19 protein-coding genes are annotated in these 16475 nt (G+C 69.5%); 12 read left to right on the forward strand and 7 right to left on the reverse strand.

The window, feature by feature from the left end:
* The first annotated feature begins 1 nt into the window (after position 1).
* The gene (locus tag AC4D2F_RS09380; RefSeq protein ID WP_490910297.1) at positions 2 to 922 is read left to right on the forward strand and encodes a carbohydrate ABC transporter permease; all 921 of its coding nucleotides are present in this window, start codon (positions 2 to 4) and stop codon (positions 920 to 922) included.
* A 44-nt stretch (positions 923 to 966) separates the two neighbouring features.
* Here the strand turns inward: AC4D2F_RS09380 and AC4D2F_RS09385 are convergent, their stop codons facing one another.
* On the reverse strand, positions 967 to 1689 hold the full coding sequence (locus AC4D2F_RS09385; protein ID WP_490910298.1) for a TetR/AcrR family transcriptional regulator: 723 nt from the start codon (positions 1687 to 1689) through the stop codon (positions 967 to 969).
* 89 nt (positions 1690 to 1778) lie between these two features.
* Here AC4D2F_RS09385 and AC4D2F_RS09390 point away from each other — a divergent pair, with 89 nt between their 5' ends.
* From AC4D2F_RS09390 to AC4D2F_RS09400, 3 genes are read left to right on the forward strand one after another with little or no spacing between them, the layout of a single operon-like run.
* Entirely contained in the window at positions 1779 to 2585 is an 807-nt protein-coding gene (locus AC4D2F_RS09390) for a DUF4386 domain-containing protein (RefSeq protein ID WP_490910299.1), read from the forward strand.
* A 5-nt stretch (positions 2586 to 2590) separates the two neighbouring features.
* Positions 2591 to 3184, forward strand: coding sequence for a hypothetical protein (locus AC4D2F_RS09395; protein WP_490910300.1), 594 nt, complete (start codon positions 2591 to 2593; stop codon positions 3182 to 3184).
* Positions 3181 to 4140 carry an NAD-dependent epimerase/dehydratase family protein gene (locus AC4D2F_RS09400; RefSeq protein ID WP_490910301.1) on the forward strand — a complete coding sequence of 320 codons (960 nt, stop codon included), beginning with the start codon at positions 3181 to 3183 and terminating at the stop codon, positions 4138 to 4140. The genes AC4D2F_RS09395 and AC4D2F_RS09400 overlap by 4 nt, the downstream gene beginning before the upstream one ends.
* A 75-nt stretch (positions 4141 to 4215) precedes the next feature.
* Here the strand turns inward: AC4D2F_RS09400 and AC4D2F_RS09405 are convergent, their stop codons facing one another.
* Positions 4216 to 4470 carry a hypothetical protein gene (locus tag AC4D2F_RS09405; protein ID WP_490910302.1) on the reverse strand — a complete coding sequence of 85 codons (255 nt, stop codon included), beginning with the start codon at positions 4468 to 4470 and terminating at the stop codon, positions 4216 to 4218.
* Positions 4471 to 4694: 224 nt separating this feature from the next.
* On the opposite strand from AC4D2F_RS09405, the gene AC4D2F_RS09410 reads away from it, so the two are divergent.
* From AC4D2F_RS09410 to AC4D2F_RS09435, 6 genes are read left to right on the forward strand one after another with little or no spacing between them, the layout of a single operon-like run.
* Positions 4695 to 6155, forward strand: a complete 1461-nt coding sequence (locus tag AC4D2F_RS09410; protein ID WP_490910303.1) for a fumarylacetoacetate hydrolase family protein — start codon at positions 4695 to 4697, stop codon at positions 6153 to 6155.
* Positions 6148 to 6873 (forward strand): GntR family transcriptional regulator, encoded by a 726-nt coding sequence (locus tag AC4D2F_RS09415; RefSeq protein WP_490910304.1) that lies wholly within the window; start codon positions 6148 to 6150, stop codon positions 6871 to 6873. The genes AC4D2F_RS09410 and AC4D2F_RS09415 overlap by 8 nt, the downstream gene beginning before the upstream one ends.
* 9 nt (positions 6874 to 6882) lie before the next feature.
* Entirely contained in the window at positions 6883 to 8433 is a 1551-nt protein-coding gene (hpaE, locus tag AC4D2F_RS09420; RefSeq protein ID WP_490910305.1) for a 5-carboxymethyl-2-hydroxymuconate semialdehyde dehydrogenase, read from the forward strand.
* 34 nt (positions 8434 to 8467) lie between these two features.
* Positions 8468 to 9544 carry a 3,4-dihydroxyphenylacetate 2,3-dioxygenase gene (gene hpaD / locus AC4D2F_RS09425; protein WP_490910306.1) on the forward strand — a complete coding sequence of 359 codons (1077 nt, stop codon included), beginning with the start codon at positions 8468 to 8470 and terminating at the stop codon, positions 9542 to 9544.
* 27 nt (positions 9545 to 9571) lie between these two features.
* A complete protein-coding gene (hpaH, locus tag AC4D2F_RS09430; protein ID WP_490910307.1) occupies positions 9572 to 10357 on the forward strand; it encodes a 2-oxo-hept-4-ene-1,7-dioate hydratase in 786 nt (261 codons plus the stop codon).
* Positions 10342 to 11145: an HpcH/HpaI aldolase family protein gene (locus tag AC4D2F_RS09435; protein WP_490910308.1), complete on the forward strand. Its 804-nt coding sequence runs from the start codon at positions 10342 to 10344 to the stop codon at positions 11143 to 11145. Before hpaH ends, AC4D2F_RS09435 begins: the two co-directional genes overlap by 16 nt.
* Here AC4D2F_RS09435 and AC4D2F_RS09440 read toward each other — a convergent pair.
* A complete protein-coding gene (locus AC4D2F_RS09440; RefSeq protein WP_490910309.1) occupies positions 11139 to 12677 on the reverse strand; it encodes an aromatic amino acid ammonia-lyase in 1539 nt (512 codons plus the stop codon). The genes AC4D2F_RS09435 and AC4D2F_RS09440 overlap by 7 nt on opposite strands.
* Positions 12678 to 12808: 131 nt before the next feature.
* Between AC4D2F_RS09440 and AC4D2F_RS09445 the strand changes: the two genes are divergently transcribed.
* Positions 12809 to 13423 (forward strand): ClpP family protease, encoded by a 615-nt coding sequence (locus tag AC4D2F_RS09445; RefSeq protein ID WP_490910310.1) that lies wholly within the window; start codon positions 12809 to 12811, stop codon positions 13421 to 13423.
* Positions 13420 to 14031, forward strand: a complete 612-nt coding sequence (locus AC4D2F_RS09450) for a ClpP family protease (protein WP_490910311.1) — start codon at positions 13420 to 13422, stop codon at positions 14029 to 14031. The genes AC4D2F_RS09445 and AC4D2F_RS09450 overlap by 4 nt, the downstream gene beginning before the upstream one ends.
* 6 nt (positions 14032 to 14037) lie before the next feature.
* On the opposite strand, the gene AC4D2F_RS09455 is transcribed toward AC4D2F_RS09450, so the two are convergent.
* The 4 genes from AC4D2F_RS09455 to AC4D2F_RS09470 form a co-directional block, all read right to left on the reverse strand.
* Entirely contained in the window at positions 14038 to 14418 is a 381-nt protein-coding gene (locus AC4D2F_RS09455) for a helix-turn-helix domain-containing protein (RefSeq protein WP_104167765.1), read from the reverse strand.
* Positions 14419 to 14553: 135 nt separating this feature from the next.
* Positions 14554 to 15315 (reverse strand): ABC transporter permease, encoded by a 762-nt coding sequence (locus tag AC4D2F_RS09460; protein WP_490910312.1) that lies wholly within the window; start codon positions 15313 to 15315, stop codon positions 14554 to 14556.
* Positions 15312 to 16118 (reverse strand): ABC transporter ATP-binding protein, encoded by an 807-nt coding sequence (locus tag AC4D2F_RS09465; RefSeq protein ID WP_490910313.1) that lies wholly within the window; start codon positions 16116 to 16118, stop codon positions 15312 to 15314. Before AC4D2F_RS09465 ends, AC4D2F_RS09460 begins: the two co-directional genes overlap by 4 nt.
* A complete protein-coding gene (locus tag AC4D2F_RS09470) occupies positions 16115 to 16474 on the reverse strand; it encodes a DUF1048 domain-containing protein (RefSeq protein WP_490910539.1) in 360 nt (119 codons plus the stop codon). The genes AC4D2F_RS09465 and AC4D2F_RS09470 overlap by 4 nt, the downstream gene beginning before the upstream one ends.
* Position 16475 lies beyond the last annotated feature (1 nt).

Raw genomic sequence — 16475 nt, forward strand, 5'->3', positions numbered from 1 at the left:
CATGGCGCATCCACTCTCCCCCAGGGGCAGTGACCGGGCGACTCGCCCGGCCGGTCCCCCAGCAGGACCGGCCGACTTCGTCCCCCGCGTCAAGCGGATATCGCCCGCGCAGCATGCATCCGCGGCGGCCCGACTGGTGACCGCCGTCATCGTGGGCCTGATCATGATGTTCCCGCTGTACTGGATGGTCACGATCGCCTTCTCCCCGAACGCCGACGTCTTCAGCCGCGAGCTGCGCATCTGGCCTTCCGAGTGGTCGCTCGAGAACTTCCGTACCATTTTCGGCCGCTTCCCGACGGCCACCTGGTTCGGCAACTCCGTGGTCATCACGGTTATCGTCACGGTCCTCACCGTGACCGTGAACCTGCTGGCCGGCTACGCCTTCGCCAAGCTCGACTTCCGCGGCAAGGGAGCCATCTTCCTCCTGGTGTTGAGCACGATGATGGTCCCGGTGCAGGTCCTGATGGTGGCGCAGTTCCGCCTCGTCACGGAGCTCGGGATCTACGGCACGTTCTGGGCGGTCATTCTGCCGTCGGCTGCTTCCGCGTTCGGCATCTTCCTCGCCCGCCAGTTCATCATCGCCATTCCCGACGAACTCATCGAAGCAGCGAAGGTCGATGGCGCGGGCACCCTCCGGATCTTCCTGCAGATCATCCTGCCGCTGTGCAAGCCGCTGATCGCCGTGCTCGTGCTGCTCACCGTGATGTACCAGTGGAACGATTTCGCGTGGCCGCTCATCGCGCTCAAGGACAGCCAACTCTTCACCCTGCCCATCGGCCTGCTGTACCTGAGAGGGCAGTACGGGGCCGACTACGGTGCCATCATGGCGCTGGCGCTCGTGTCCATCACGCCGATCGTCATCATGTTCCTCGCCTTCCAGAAGTACTTCGTGCAGGGCCTCGCACGCAGCGGCATCCGGTAGGAGGACAGAAGCAGCAGGGCGCCACTCCGGATCCGGCCGTCGCGTCACCCGACGGCGGCCTGCGCCACGGGGACAGTCGTCCGGGTCGCCGAGTCACCGAGGCCGTCGAGTATCCGGTGGAGTCCCCACAGATACTGTTCGGTGGACACGTACCGGGCCATGACCTGAGCGGCGGCGGCCGACAGCGGGTACGTCTCGGCCGGTATTCCGGAGAAGCCGGAGTACCGTGCCGCGATGCGATCCGCTTCGGGGGGTGCCTGACGGACGTCACCGAGTTCCGCCACCTCCAGGGCGATCGAGCCGAAGACGTAGACGATCAGCAGGTAGGAGGCCTTCGCTGCGTCCGTGGGCGAGAACCCTGCGCCGGAGAGGACTTCCATCAGCCGTTCATTGAGGGCAAGGGCGCGGGGTCCGTCCATGGGACCGCCGATCATCAGTCCGACGGCACCGGGATGAGCCGTGAGGCGCTCCCTCAATTCGACGGCCAGGAGCTCGATCCGCCGTCGCCAGGGCACGTCCGGATCCGCGAATGCCGCGTGATCGACCTGCCCGAGAAGATGCTCGACGATCGCCCTGATGACGGCGGCCTTGTCGGGGAAGTACGTGTAGACCGCGTTGGGAGCTACGCCGATCCGGGCGGCGATCCCTCGGATGGACGCCGCAGCGACACCGCCCTCGTCCAACAGGCCGAGAGCGGCCTCCACGATCTCCTCCCCGGTCGAAACCCTCCGCGGGCCGCGACGGGAACCCTTGAGTTGCTCGGCCATCGACGGACTCCTTACCCTTGACACTTTTCTGTACAGGGTACAGCATTTGTACACCGTACAGATAAGGTCTCGGGAAAGCAGGGTCGATCATGACAACCAGAAGCAGCATCAGGAGCCTACGGCGGCTCACCGGCACCCTCTTCGTGGTCAGCGCCGTTGCTTTCGCCGCTGCGGCGACAGCCCTGTCCATCGCCTTCGACTGGCCGGACATCCTGCGGGAACCGCCCGGCACCGTCCTGCCTGCTTTCGCAGCCGGCGGACCCGGCCTGGTCTGGCTCTGGTTCGCGACGGCCTGGACCTACGGCCTCCTCGCCCTGCCCGTTCTCCTCCTACCCGCGGCCCTCGGACTGCAGAGGAGTCCCGCAGTGCGGGTGGCTACCTCTGTGGGCGCCGCTTCGGTGCTGGTATCCCTCATCGGGTTCCTTCGCTGGGTGTTCGTCGTCCCACCACTCGCTGACTCCTATGTCACCGGTGATGCAGTGACCCGGGCGGCGGTGGAGGCTGCATGGACCGCGCAGCATCAGTTCGGGGGAGCGCTGCTGGGAGAACACCTGGGCCAGGTGCTCGTCATCGGCTGGTCGGTCACGCTCAGCGTGATCATCCTGCGCAGTGGGATCCTCCCACGCTGGCTCGGCACCGTGGGCATCGTTGCCGGCGCGATCTACCTGCTCAACCAGGGCGACGTCTTCTCGACCACCGTGCCCGGTTTCCCTGTCTGGGACCTGGCCGGGCTCCTCGGCAGCACCGCCTGGGGACTCTGGGTGGCCGCCCTCGGCGTCGCCCTGTTGACCCGCCCTGCTCCCGACCACGCAGGCTCTGCCGGCCGACCGGAGTCCACGTCCTTCCCTCACGCCCCGACGGACAGCCGGCCGGCCCCCTCCGGACCGAGGACCTGATCCTCATGGTGCACTCCCCCTCATTCCGATCCCCGTTCCTGCGCACCTGGCTTCTGTGGATTGCAGGATTCATTGCGTTCCCCGTCGCCGGCCTCATCGGCAGCTTCGTCGTCGGTCGCGTCGACAACAGCGCCTCGGCGCTCGTCGGCGGCGCGATTGCCGGGCTCATCATCGGCAGCGGCCAGACGCTGGCCGGCAACCACCGCCTGCAGGCGGGCAGGTGGATACCGGCGACCACTGTGGGGACGAGTGCGGGGCTGCTCCTCGGCGCCTCCGCGGTGGACTACGGCACGTCCCTCGCCGACCTCGCGCTGATGGGAGCCCTCAACGGCCTCGTCGTGGGCGCCTGCCAGGCTGCAGCATTGCCGCGCGGCGTGCGTCCCCGCTGGGTCTGGGCGGCCGTCGTTCCTGCCCTGTGGGCGCTGGGCTGGACCGTCACGACCCTGCTGCGGGTCAGGGTCGACGAACAGTTCATCGTCTTCGGAGCCACCGGGGCCCTCGTCTTCGCCGCACTCTCCGGACTCGCCCTCCACTGGCTCGTTCCCTCCCGGGCGGATGCTACTCCCGCAGCGCTCCCGACGAGGTCGGCGACAACGTGAGCGCCGGGCTGCACGTCATCTTCGGCACAGGAGCGATCGGCCTCGCCACCTACGATGCGCTCCGTCGCCGCGGCCGCACCGTACGACTCGTCAACCGTTCAGGCCAGGCCCCCGTCGGTGCTGACGTCGAGGTCCTCGCCGGCGATGGCCGGGACGCCTCTTTCGCAGTGAGCGCGGCTCGTGGCGCCGCCGTCGTCTACCAGGCACTGAACCCGCCGTACTCCCAGTGGAGTCAGCAGTTCCCGCCACTGCAGGCAGGCGTGCTGACCGCTGCCGAAAAGGCGGGCGCACGCCTGGTCAGTCTTGAGAACGTCTACATGTACGGGCGTCCCGCAGGACGCCCGCTCACCGAGGACCGCAGGAACAACGCCCACACCAGGAAAGGGCGGCTCCGGGCGGGCATGGCCGAGGAACTACTCGCAGCACACAGGGCCGGCCGCGTCGAGGTCACCATCGGTCGCGCGTCGGACTACTTCGGCCCCCGCGGCGGTGCCCAGTCCAACCTCGGCGACCGCGTCTTCCCCTCCGCGCTGGACGGCAGGACCGCGACAGTCCTCGGCAACCCCGACCAGCCCCACACCTACACCTACCTCCCCGACATCGGCGAGGGTCTTGCCGTCCTCGGCGACCACCCCGACGCCCCGGGACAGATCTGGCACCTGCCCAACGACCCCCACACCCGCACCACAAGACAACTCGTCGAGATCATCTACAGGCAGGCCGGCCGGCCTCGGCCCAAGCTCCGCGCCGTCCCGCCACTGCTGCTGCGCGCGCTCGGACTCATGAACCCCACCGTGCGCGAACTCCTCGAGATGCAGTACCAGTTCGAGGAACCCTTCATCGTCGACAGCAGCAAGATCACCGACCGCCTCGGCATCACCGCCACACCGATCGAACACGCCATTACCGAGACGCTCCGAACCTACCGTCAGGTGCAGGACCCATCGGAACCATAGTGCCGGTCGACACCGACCCCACTGCGGTGATCCCGGTGGCAGGCGTCGTCGCCCACGCTGCTGATCGCGGGAGGCTCAGCGCCGGATCCCTTTCCAGAAGTACGCCACGGGGCCCACGAAGTTGATCGCGATGATGGCAGCCCACATGCCCTTGCTGCCGTTCACCGTGTCCTTGGGCCGGGTGGCCAGGTCTGTCCAGGCGAACGCGGCCAGGGACAGTTGCACGGCGCCGAGGACCAACACCCTCGCCTTCTGCCCGTCCGTGAGGTCGCTCCAGCGCTTCTTGGCGGCTTTCTTCGAGTGATGGGTGGATGCATTGCGGTCAGCCATGGGGGTCTCCCGAGTCGGAGCCGGTACCGGAAGCGGGGCTGATGCCTCATCTCCCGGCGCACGGACAGGCGGTACGTTCGGATGCCAAATTCCACCACGGACCGCAGTCCACCACCATGCCCCGGGCGAAATTCCTGCGGCGGCAGAAGATACCCGACCTTGACGCATCCGAACGCCCCTGCCTACTCTTCGTATACGATTTCGTACTCGATGAGGAGCAACGGGTGGAACTGCTCGACGACGGCGTCCTGACCGCAGCCCGCAAGGTCATCGCGGTGCACATCAACTACCCCAGCCGGGCTGCCCAGCGGGGCCGCACGCCCGAACAGCCGTCCTATTTCCTCAAGCCACCCTCCTCGCTCTCCCTGTCCGGTTCCAACGTCGAGCGTCCTGCCGGCTGCGAGCTGCTCGGCTTCGAGGGCGAGATCGCCCTCGTCATCGGCTCCCCCGCCCGCCGGGTCTCCCCCGACACCGCGTGGAGCCACGTCCGCTGGGTCACGGCCGCCAATGACCTCGGCGTCTACGACCTGCGCTACGCGGACAAGGGGTCGAACCTGCGGTCCAAGGGCGGGGACGGCTTCACCCCGGTGGGTCCCGGGCTCCTGCCGGCCGACGCCGTCGACCCCGCCGCCCTCCGGATCCGCACCTGGCACAACGGCGCACTGGTACAGGACGACACCACCGCCGACCTCCTCTTCCCGTTCGCGCGGCTCATCGCAGACCTGTCCCAGCTCCTCACGCTCGAACCCGGCGATCTGATCCTCACCGGCACGCCGGCGGGAGCGTCGGTCGCCGGTCCGGGCGATGCGCTGGAGGTCGAAGTGACCGCGGGCGGCCTGTCCACGGGACGGCTGGCCACGACGGTCAGCGAGGGCACGACCCCCCTGGCCCCCTTCGGTGCCCGTCCGAGGGTGGACGACGTCCAGCGCGAGGAGGCCTACGGCTCCCGCGAGGCGGCCGGACTGCCCACGCCGCAGAAGGTCCTGACACCCTCACTGAAGGCGACGCTCGAAAGCGTCTCCACCGCCACCCTCTCCTCCCTGCTGCGCAAGCGGGGGCTGAACAACGTCAGCATCGACGGCCTGAGCTCCACGCAGCCGGGCCGGCGCGTCGTCGGACTCGCCCGCACCCTCCGGTACGTGCCGAACCGCGAGGACCTCTTCATCGCCCACGGCGCCGGGTACAACGCCCAGAAACGCGCCATCGACACCGTCGACGAGGGGGAGATCCTCGTGATGGAGGCCCGCGGCGAGAAGGGCACGGGCACGGTCGGGGACATCCTGGCCCTCCGTGCGCAGGTGCGCGGAGCGGCGGCGATCATCACCGACGGAGGCGTCCGCGACTTCGCCGCGGTGGCCTCCATGGACATGCCCACCTTCTACGCCAACCCGCACCCCGCCGTGCTGGGGCGGCGCCACATCCCGTGGGACACCGACGTCACGATCGCCTGCGGAGGGACGACCGTCCAGCCCGGCGACATCATCGTGGCGGACGCCGACGGCATCCTCGTGATCCCGCCCGCCCTCGCGGCGGACCTGGCCGCGGACGCCGTCGCCCAGGAGCGGGAGGAGACGTTCATCGCGGAGATGGTGGCCGACGGGCACGGCGTGGACGGCCTGTACCCGATGAACGGCGCCTGGAGGGAACGCTACGGCCAGTGGCAGGAACGGCATGCTCATGGCTGAGCCGGTAGCGACCGACGACGCCCCCGCGGCGGGCAGCAAGTCGCAGCAGGCCTACGGTGCCGTGAAGCAGCGGATCGTGGACGGCGCCTATCCTCCCGGACACCGGTTGGTCCTGGCCGCCATCGCGCAGGACCTGGGGGTCAGCGTCGTGCCCGTGCGTGAGGCCATCCGCCGCCTCGAGGCCGAGGGCCTGGTGACCTTCCAGCGCAACGTGGGAGCGACGGTCGCGGGGATCGACCCCACCGAATACCTCTACACCATGCAGACCCTGAGCCTCGTCGAGGGAGCGGCGACGGCGCTGTCCGCACCGCTGATCGACGCCGAAGTGCTGGACCGGGCCGGCGCGGTCAACGAGGAGATGCGCGCCTGCCTGCAGGACTTCGATCCCCTCCGTTTCACCCGGCTCAACCAGGACTTCCACGCCATCCTCTTCGAGCGCTGCCCCAATCCGCACATCCTCGACCTGGTGCACCGCGGGTGGAACCGGCTCGCGTCGCTGCGGTCCTCGACGTTCCGCTTCGTGCCCGAGCGCGCCCGCGAGTCCGTCGAGGAGCACGCGCACCTGCTCTCCCTCATCGCTGACGGTGCCGACGCCGACACCATCGAACGCTTCGCGCGCCTCCATCGCAGCGCCACCCTCGACGCCTACCTGACGCACTTCAGCGCCACCGAAGCAGCCACCGACGCAGACCCTGACGCAGCACACGACCACGGTTAGGACCCACCCATGACGAGCCCCGGTGCACAGCCGATCGCAGCAACCGAGCAGCACATCCCGGAAGGACTGCCGTCCTCCCTCCAGCACTACATCAACGGCCGGTTCGTCGACTCCGTGGGCGGGGCGACGTTCGATGTCCTCGATCCGGTGTCCAACACCACGTACGCCACCGCGGCGGCCGGCCAGCAGGAGGATGTCGATCTCGCGGTGGCCGCCGCACGGGAGGCCTTCACCGACGGACCGTGGCCGCGGATGAAGCCCCGCGAGCGCGCCCGCGTGCTGAACCGGATCGCCGACGCCGTCGAGGCGCAGGAGGCCCGGCTCGCCGAGCTCGAGACCTTCGACACGGGCCTGCCGATCACGCAGGCGAAGGGCCAGGCCCTGCGCGCTGCCGAGAACTTCCGCTTCTTCGCGGACCTCATCGTCGCCCAGTTCGACGACGCCATGAAGGTGCCCGGCTCCCAGATCAACTACGTGAACCGGAAGCCGATCGGCGTCGCCGGCCTCATCACCCCGTGGAACACGCCGTTCATGCTGGAGTCCTGGAAGCTCGCGCCCGCCCTCGCCACCGGCAACACGGTGGTCCTGAAGCCCGCCGAGTTCACGCCCCTCTCCGCGTCCCTGTGGGCGCAGATCTTCAGGGACGCCGGGGTGCCCGACGGCGTCTTCAACCTCGTCAACGGTCTCGGCGAGGAGGCCGGGGACGCCCTCGTCAAGCACCCCGACGTCCCCCTCATTTCCTTCACCGGGGAGACCACCACGGGCCAGACGATCTTCCGGAACGCCGCGGCGCACCTGAAGGGACTCTCGATGGAGCTCGGCGGGAAGTCCCCGTGCATCGTCTTCGCCGACGCGGACCTCGACGCCGCGATCGACTCGGCCCTCTTCGGGGTCTTCTCTCTCAACGGCGAGCGCTGCACCGCCGGCTCCCGCATCCTCGTCGAGCGGCCCGTGTACGAGGAGTTCTGCGATAAGTACGCGGCCCGCGCGAAGACCATCGTCGTCGGCGATCCCCACGATCCGCGGACGGAGGTCGGGGCGCTCGTGCACCCGGAGCACTACGCCAAGGTGGCCTCCTACGTGGAGATCGGCAAGACGGAGGGCCGCCTCCTCGCCGGTGGCGGGCGCCCCGAGCACCTGCCCGAGGGCAACTACATCGCGCCCACGGTGTTCGCGGATGTCTCCCCCGACGCGCGGATCTTCCAGGAGGAGATCTTCGGGCCCGTCGTCGCCATCACCCCGTTCGAGGACGACGCCGAGGCGCTGGCGCTGGCCAACAACACGCGCTACGGGCTCGCGGCCTACGTGTGGACGAAGGACCTGACCCGCGCCCACACCTTCGCGCAGAACGTGGAGGCCGGGATGGTGTGGCTCAACAGCCACAACGTCCGCGACCTCCGGACGCCCTTCGGTGGCGTGAAGTCCTCCGGCCTCGGGCACGAGGGCGGCTACCGCTCCATCGACTTCTACACCGACCAGCAGGCCGTGCACATCACCCTCGGCACCGTCCACACCCCGAAGTTCGGCAGCGTCACGGACTCGGCCGCCAACGAAGGCTGAACCTTCCCCGTCCGCCCGACGAAGAGAGAATCCCATGACCACTCCTGTTCCCACACCCTCGGTCCCGGCACCGGACATCGTCCGCTGCGCCTACATGGAGATCGTGGTCACCGACCTCGCCCGCTCGCGTGAGTTCTACGTGGACGTCCTCGGCCTGCACGTCACCGAGGAGGACGAGGACGCGATCTACCTCCGCTCCCTCGAGGAGTTCATCCACCACAACCTGGTGCTGCGGCGCGGCCCGGTCGCCGCCGTCGCCGCCTTCGCCTACCGGGTGAAGTCGCCCGCGGAGGTGGACGCCGCGGAGGCGTACTACCGCGAACTGGGCTGCCGGACCGAACGACGCCGGGACGGATTCACGAAGGGCGTCGGCGACTCGGTGCGCGTCGAGGACCCGCTGGGCTTCCCGTACGAGTTCTTCTACGACGTCCAGCACGTGGAGCGCCTCACCCAGCGCTACGACCTGTACTCGGCCGGCGAACTCGTGCGGCTGGACCACTTCAACCAGGTCACCCCCGACGTCCCGCGGGGACGTGCGTACCTCGAGGACCTCGGCTTCCGCGTCTCCGAGGACATCCAGGACTCCGACGGCCTCACCTACGCCGTGTGGATGCACCGGAAGCAGACCGTGCACGACACCGCCCTCACCGGAGGCAACGGCCCGCGCATGCACCACGTGGCGTTCGCGACGCACGAGAAGCACAACATCATCCAGATCTGCGACAAGATGGGCGCCCTGCGCATCAGCGACCGCATCGAGCGCGGACCCGGGCGGCACGGCGTCTCCAACGCCTTCTACCTCTACATCCTCGACCCGGACGGCCACCGCGTCGAGATCTACTGCCAGGACTACTACACGGGCGATCCGGACAACCCGACCATCACCTGGGACGTCCACGACAACCAGCGCCGCGACTGGTGGGGCAACCCCGTGGTGCCGTCCTGGTACTCGGAGGCCTCCCTCGTGCTGGACCTGGACGGCAACCCCCAGCCCGTCGTCGAGCGGGAGGAGCGCAGCGAGATGGCCGTCACCGTCGGCGCCGACGGCTTCTCCTACACCCGCAGCAAGGACGACGGCGTCGAGGGCTTCAAGCTCGGCACCCAGCTCTGACCGCCGCTCCGCCACCGAAGGAACCCGATGCTCGATCCGCAGACCATCAGCCAGATCGCCGACGAACTCCTCGACGCCGCCCGGACGAGGACCCCGGTCCCGCTGCTGACGGCCCGCTACCCGGGCATGACCGTCGAGGACTCGTACGCGGTGCAGCGCCTGTGGCGGCAGCGGAACGAGGACGCCGGCCGCACGCTCGTGGGGCGGAAGATCGGGCTCACCTCACGGGCGATGCAGGCCGCGACGGGCATCACGGAGCCGGACTACGGGGCGATCTTCGACGACATGGTGTTCGAGACGGGCTGCTCGGTAGCGTGGGACACCTACACGCATCCACGGGTCGAGGTGGAACTCGCCTTCGTGCTCAAGCACGATCTCGCCGGGCCGGGCTGCACGATCTTCGACGTCCTGAATGCCACCGACTACGTGGTGCCGGCCCTCGAGATCCTCGACTCGCGCATCGAGATGCAGGGGCGCACCATCGTGGATACCATCTCCGACAACGCGGCGATGGGCGCCATGGTCGTCGGCGGCAGACCGGTGAGGCCGGACGCCGTCGACCTCCGCTGGGTGTCCGCCATCCTCTACAAGAACCAGGTGGTCGAGGAGACCGGCGTGGCCGCCGGGGTCCTCGACCACCCGGCCGCTGGCGTGCACTGGCTCGCCAACAAGATCGCCGCCCACGGGGACGGCCTGAAGGCGGGCGACATCATCCTCGCCGGATCATTCACCCGGCCCATGTGGGTTCATGCGGGCGACACCGTCCACGCCGACTACGGACCGTTGGGGGCTGTCACATGCCGCTTCCACTAGGGGATTCCTTCCGCGAGGCGCTGGCCGCCGCCGACCGCCCGCTCGTGGGCATGTGGGTGTGCTCGGGTAGCCCGCTGGTCGCCGAGATCTGCGCCGGCGCGGGGCTGGACTGGCTGCTCGTGGACGCCGAGCACAGCCCGAACGGCCTCGAGTCGATCCTCGCCCAGCTGCAGGCCGTCCAGGGGTACCCGGTGCGGACGCTCGTCCGGCCACCCGTCAACGACGCTGTCCTCATCAAGCAGTACCTGGACCTGGGCGTGCAGAACCTGCTGGTCCCGATGGTGCATTCCGTCGCGGACGCCGAGGCCGCCGTCGCCGCGACCCGCTACCCACCGGAGGGCGTGCGCGGCGTCGGGTCGGCGCTCGCCCGGGCCGCCCGCTGGAACCGGGTGCCCGACTATTTGGCGCGTGCGTCCTCGACGATCAGCGTCACCGTGCAGATCGAGTCGACGGCGGCCGTCGACGCGGTGGAGGACATCCTCGCGGTCGACGGCGTCGATGCGATCTTCGTCGGCCCGTCCGATCTCGCGGCGTCCATGGGTGTTCTCGGCCGGCAGGAACACCCCGAGGTGGTGGCCGCCGTCGAGCAGTGCCTCGCGGCCGCGACGCGGGCCGGCAAGCCGGCGGGCGTCAACGCCTTCACCCCGTCCGTCGCACGGCGGTACCTGGACAACGGGGCCGGGTTCGTCCTGGTCGGCGCCGACGTCGCGCTGCTGGCCCGCGGTTCCGAGGCCCTCGCCGCCGGCTTCATCCCGGCAGCAGACGGCGGTCCCCGCGCGAGCTACTGACGGCTCGGGGCCGGATACTGCTCCCGGATCCTGTGGTGGACCTCTGCCGCAGATGCCGCCCCCACGGCCGCCGCATGGACCAGCGCCGCCACCCGGGCGGTCCCGCTGCCCAGCCGGGTGGGGGACGACAGGTCGAGCACGTCGACCGCCAGCAGCACTTCGATCGCGAGGAGATCCGAGAGCAGTCCCAGGGCCTCCTCCGTCTTCCTGACACCGAGGACAGCCCCCGTGGCATGATCCTCGACGCCCAGATCCAGGACGGTCGAGTTGAGCGTCGCGGGGGCCGCCAGAAGACGGAGGGCCGTGAAGCAGGCCGACGCGGCGTACCGGAGCTGGACGCCGGGCAGTGACGCCGGGCCCATCGCCGGCGGTGGAGTCCCCCGTTCCAGGGATCCCATGACGGCGTCCCACAGGTGGCTCATGCGCCGCTCGCTGAGCTGCCCCACGTGGACGAGGGCCACGCGCAGGGCGTCGAAGGACACGGCCATCACGATGGGATGGAAATTGCCGTTGCTGATCATGGTGCCCGAGGTGACGTCGGCCAGGGGGTTGTCACTCGCGGAGTTCAGTTCGACCTCCACCGACCGGCGCGTGGCCGCCAGGAACTCCCGCAGGGCCCCGTGGACCTGGGGGACCACCCGGAACGACAGTGCATCCTGGACGGACCGTGGTCCTGCAGCGTCCAGCAGCCGGCTGCCCTGGAGCAGGTCCAGAAGGTGCGCCGCGGCGGCGATCTGCCCGGGGTAGGGCTTGGCGCGGCCGACCGCGGGCAGGACGATGGACGGATTGCCGCCCGTCGCCTCGAGGGACAGGGCGGCGGCTTCATCGGCGGCGTCGGCGACCCGGGCGGCGTGGGCGGTCACGATGGCGCCGTGCCCCACGGAGACCCCGTTGGAGGAGATCAGGGCGAGGCCGTCCTTCCCCTCGAGGCGCAGCGGCGGGATCCCGGCACGGCGCAGCGCCTCCCCGCCCGGGAGGGTCACGCCGTCGTACCGGGCAAGGCCTGCGCCGACGGCCACCTGCGCGATACCCGCCATGTGGCCGATGTCCGCGGCCCCGATGGAGCCGGTTCCGGGCAGAACCGGATGCACCCCGGCGTTGAGCATGGACACCAGGGTGCCGGCTGCCGCGAGGCTCGCCCCGGACCCCCCTCTCGCCATGCCGTTGATCCGCACGACGATGGCCGCCCGGACGACGTCCTGTGCGAGCGGCGGCCCGAACGCTCCTCCGTGGGTGTCCACGAGCATCCGCTGCTGCCGTTGGAGTTCCTCGCGACGGACGCGCTGGTCCTTGCCGTGCCCGACATTCGTGGAGAGCCCGTAGACCGGGATGCCTGACGCGAGCGCCTCGTCGATCAGCACCCGGCCCGCCGCGATCCGCGCTCGCGCCGCCTCGCCGAGCCTCAGTTCTGCACCCTCGACGGCGGCCAGGAGGTCCTCGATGGTCAGGGGCTGGGCGTCGACACTGACGGGGTCCATCATCGCCTCCAGGATCGGGTCCGCCGAGGAACGTCGCTGCGGACGTGGCGACACTGTACTCCTGCCGGTCCTTCGTGGGGAGGCCGGCGGTGAAGCTCCGGGCCTCCCACCCGCGCAGCCCGCAGCAGATCTGCCTGCGGCAGCGTGCCATTGCCCGGGCACGGCGGCGGGACGAGGGTGGGGCCATGACCGACGAACGCAGATCACCATCCCTCGACGACACCCTGACCCAGCAGCTCATGAGCCACCGGATCCTGCTGCTCGGCACCGAACTGGACCAGGAGGGCGGCAACCGGCTGTGCACGCAGCTGATGCTCCTCTCCGCCGAGGATCCTCAGCGCGACATCAGCCTGTGGATCAACTTCCCCGGCGGATCCGTGCCCGCGATGCTCGCCATCCGCGACGTCATGCGCCTCATCCCGAACGAGGTCTCCACCGTGGTCCTCGGCCTGGCCCTGAGTGCCGGACAGTTCCTCCTCAGCTCCGGCACGCACGGCAAACGGTTCGCCCTGCCCCACGCGCGGGTCCTGCTGCATCAGGGCTCGGGAGGAATCGGCGGCACCGCGATGGACATCGCCATCCAGGCGGAGGACCTCCGGCACACGCGGGACACCGTGCTCGGGCTCATCGCCGCGGACACCGGCCAGCCGATCGAGCGCGTCACGGCCGATTCCCTGCGGGACCGCTGGTTCACCGCAGCCGAGGCCCGGGCGTACGGGTTCGTGGACAGGATCATCGACCACGTCGACGACATCCGGCCGGGCCGACGCCCCGCCGTCAGCCTGGGAGGCGTGCGATGAGCAGCTACACCATCCCCTATGTCACCGTGCACCACGGCAACGGGTCGCAGCAGACGCTCGACATCTTCAGCAGCCTGCTCACGGAGCGCATCATCTACCTCGGCACGCCGCTGGACGACGGCGTGGCCAACGCGCTCATCGCGCAGCTGCTCCATCTGGAGTCCGTCGGCTCGTCGCTGCCGATCGACCTCTACATCAACTCGCCGGGCGGGTCCATCAGCGCCATGCTCGCCGTGTACGACGCCATGCAGTACGTCACGTCCCCGGTCCGCACCACGTGCATCGGGCAGGCGACCTTCACCGCGGCGGTGCTGCTCGCCGGGGGAGAGCGCGGTGCGCGCTCCATCCTGCCGCGCGGACGCGTGGTGCTGCACCAGCCGACGGTCGACACGGGCAGGGGCACCATCCCGGACCTCATCCTCGAGGCCGACGAGGTGGAGCGGATCACGGCGCTGCTGGACGAGCTCCTCGCCCGGCACACGGGGAGGTCGGTGGAGGACATCCGGCGGGACACGGACCGGAACCTCGTCCTCGACGCCCGGCAGGCGGTGGACTACGGGGTGGTCGACATCGTGGTGGAGTACCGGAAGACCGACCTGCCGGGATAGGGACGCTCAGGCGGCGAGGTGGACCTGCGACGAACCGCCCTGGGCCATGCGGGCGGTGGCATGGGAACTCAGGGTCCGGACCGTCACGCCGAGCGAGCGGGCGATGGCGGCGAGGATCTCCGACGAGGCGTCCTTGCGTCCGCGTTCGATCTCGGAGAGGTACTGCGGCGAGATGGCTGCACGGCCTGCGACGTCCGTGAGCCGCTCGCCCCGGTCCAGGCGGAGGTCGCGCAGCACGTCGCCGTAGGCCTCCCGCAGGAGCGGTTCGCGCTCCCGGCCGGTTCCCGGGGTGCGCGGAGGACCGGCCGGGCGGCGTTCCTCCCGGGGCGGGACCTCCCGCGGTCGTCCGGTGGATGCAGGTGACGGAAAGTACAGAATCTCGCCCATGCAGCCCGACTGTAGTCCGGCGAGGAGCTCCATGGGGGCCGCTCTGCTCAGAGCAGAGCGGCCTCGGCCGGGAGATCCCAACGTCGGGCCCGTGGAGATGGTCGATCGTTTCCACTCGGAGGGACCCGTGCGACCTCAGTGGGTCCTGCGCCGGTACATCATGATCGCGACGGCATACGCGACTGCGAGGAGCGCGGCGCACCACCCGAGCGCCATCCAGAGATCGGCGCCGACGGGCCGGCCCGCGAACAGGTCCCTGATCGAGTTCACGATGGACGTGACGGGCTGGTTCTCGGCGAACCATCGGACCGGGCCGGGCATGGTCTCCGTCGGGGCGAAGGCGGAGCTGATGAACGGGAGGAGGATCAGGGGATAGGAGAACGCACTCGCACCGTCCACCGTCCTGGCGGACAGCCCCGCGATCACCGCCATCCAGGTCAGCGCCAACGTGAAGAGCACCAGCATGCCGGCGACCCCGAGCCAGGCACCGACACCCGCCGTCGTCCGAAAGCCCAGAAGGAGGGCGACGCCGACGACGATCACGAGTGAGACGAGGTTCGCGACGAGCGAGGTCAGCACGTGCGCCCACAGCATGCTGGACCGTGCGATGGGCATGGACTGGAAGCGCTCGAAGATGCCGCTCTGCAGGTCCAGGAACAGACGGTATGCGGTGTAGGCGACGCCGGACGCGATCGTGATGAGCAGGATGCCCGGCAGCATGTAGTTCACATACGAGGACGTGCCCGTGTCGATCACCCCGCCGAACACGACGACGAACAGCACCATGATGGCGACCGGCATGACCGCCGTCGTCACGATGGTGTCGAAGCTGCGGGTGATGTGGCGCAGCGAACGGCCCGTCAGGGCGGCGGTATCCCCGACGAAACGGGTGCTCATCGGGATTCCTTTTGGGTCTGCCGGTCGCCCGGGGCCGGTTCTGCCGTGCCCCCGCCGATGATCCCGAGGAACACGTCCTCGAGGGTCGGCTGCTTCTCGACGTACTCGACGCGGGCGGGGGGAAGCAGCCGCTTGAGATCGGCCAGGGTGCCGTCGGCGATGATCCGGCCCTCGTGGAGGATCGCGATGCGGTCGGCCAACTGCTCGGCTTCGTCCAGGTACTGGGTGGTCAGCAGCACGGTCGTGCCCCGCTCTGCAAGCTCCCGGATGGCCCGCCACACCTCGAGCCTCGCCTCGGGGTCGAGCCCCGTGGTCGGTTCGTCAAGGAAGATGACGGGTGGGTGGCCGATGAGGCTCATGGCGATGTCCAGGCGACGCCGCATCCCACCGGAATAGGTCGCGGCCTTGCGGTCCGCGGCCTCGGTCAGCGCAAAGCGCCGGAGCAGGTCATCGGCGATCCCGCTCCGATCCTCGAGGTGCCGGAGCCTCGCGACGAGCACGAGGTTCTCGCGTCCGCTGAGCACTTCGTCCACGGCGGCGAACTGCCCGGTGAGGCTGATGGACTCGCGCACGTCAGCTGCGTGCGTGGAGACATCGAAGCCGTTGACGGCGGCGGTCCCGGCGTCGCCGGCGAGCAGGGTGGACAGGATTCTCACGACGGTCGTCTTGCCAGCGCCGTTCGAACCGAGCAGCGCGAAGATGCTGCCGACGGCCACCTCGAAGGAGACGCCGCGCAGGACCTTCACCTCCCTGTACGACTTCTCGAGCGCTGTCACCCGGATCGCGGGAGCCTGGGTGGTCATCGCCGTTCCTCCGCCTCAGCACGGTCGATGGCCCTGGCGAGCCGCTCCCGTTCCTTCCGGATCCAGCTCCCGCCGCCGTAGTTCTGCATGAACTCCTCGGCGAACTCCACGGGGTCCGTCCCGACGACGTCGCGGAGCGGGGTACCCGCGGCGATGCTCTGCTCGAACAGGTCGGCGAGGTCGTTGACCATCGCGATGAGGCTGCTGCCTTCATCGCTCGGTCCGAGGTGGAGGAGGTAGCGCTCGAGCGCGAGGGCCGCCTCCCGGTATCCGTCGGGCATCCGCCGCACACGCTCCCTGTACTCCCTGTACCGCTTCTTGGCGCCGAGATCCCCGACGATCTTCTCGATCCACATG

The organism is Arthrobacter sp. TJ-263 (genome assembly GCF_058269155.1).

Coding starts and splice junctions, on each gene's coding strand:
- hpaE (WP_490910305.1), top strand. CDS start 6,883: ATGACGAGCCCCGGTGCACAGCCGATCGCAGCAACCGAGCAGCACATC.
- AC4D2F_RS09405 (WP_490910302.1), bottom strand. CDS start 4,470: ATGGCTGACCGCAATGCATCCACCCATCACTCGAAGAAAGCCGCCAAG.
- AC4D2F_RS09385 (WP_490910298.1), bottom strand. CDS start 1,689: ATGGCCGAGCAACTCAAGGGTTCCCGTCGCGGCCCGCGGAGGGTTTCG.
- AC4D2F_RS09450 (WP_490910311.1), top strand. CDS start 13,420: ATGAGCAGCTACACCATCCCCTATGTCACCGTGCACCACGGCAACGGG.
- AC4D2F_RS09445 (WP_490910310.1), top strand. CDS start 12,809: ATGACCGACGAACGCAGATCACCATCCCTCGACGACACCCTGACCCAG.
- AC4D2F_RS09460 (WP_490910312.1), bottom strand. CDS start 15,315: ATGAGCACCCGTTTCGTCGGGGATACCGCCGCCCTGACGGGCCGTTCG.
- AC4D2F_RS09380 (WP_490910297.1), top strand. CDS start 2: ATGGCGCATCCACTCTCCCCCAGGGGCAGTGACCGGGCGACTCGCCCG.
- hpaH (WP_490910307.1), top strand. CDS start 9,572: ATGCTCGATCCGCAGACCATCAGCCAGATCGCCGACGAACTCCTCGAC.
- AC4D2F_RS09470 (WP_490910539.1), bottom strand. CDS start 16,474: ATGTGGATCGAGAAGATCGTCGGGGATCTCGGCGCCAAGAAGCGGTAC.
- hpaD (WP_490910306.1), top strand. CDS start 8,468: ATGACCACTCCTGTTCCCACACCCTCGGTCCCGGCACCGGACATCGTC.
- AC4D2F_RS09455 (WP_104167765.1), bottom strand. CDS start 14,418: ATGGGCGAGATTCTGTACTTTCCGTCACCTGCATCCACCGGACGACCG.
- AC4D2F_RS09415 (WP_490910304.1), top strand. CDS start 6,148: ATGGCTGAGCCGGTAGCGACCGACGACGCCCCCGCGGCGGGCAGCAAG.
- AC4D2F_RS09435 (WP_490910308.1), top strand. CDS start 10,342: ATGCCGCTTCCACTAGGGGATTCCTTCCGCGAGGCGCTGGCCGCCGCC.
- AC4D2F_RS09395 (WP_490910300.1), top strand. CDS start 2,591: ATGGTGCACTCCCCCTCATTCCGATCCCCGTTCCTGCGCACCTGGCTT.
- AC4D2F_RS09390 (WP_490910299.1), top strand. CDS start 1,779: ATGACAACCAGAAGCAGCATCAGGAGCCTACGGCGGCTCACCGGCACC.
- AC4D2F_RS09465 (WP_490910313.1), bottom strand. CDS start 16,118: ATGACCACCCAGGCTCCCGCGATCCGGGTGACAGCGCTCGAGAAGTCG.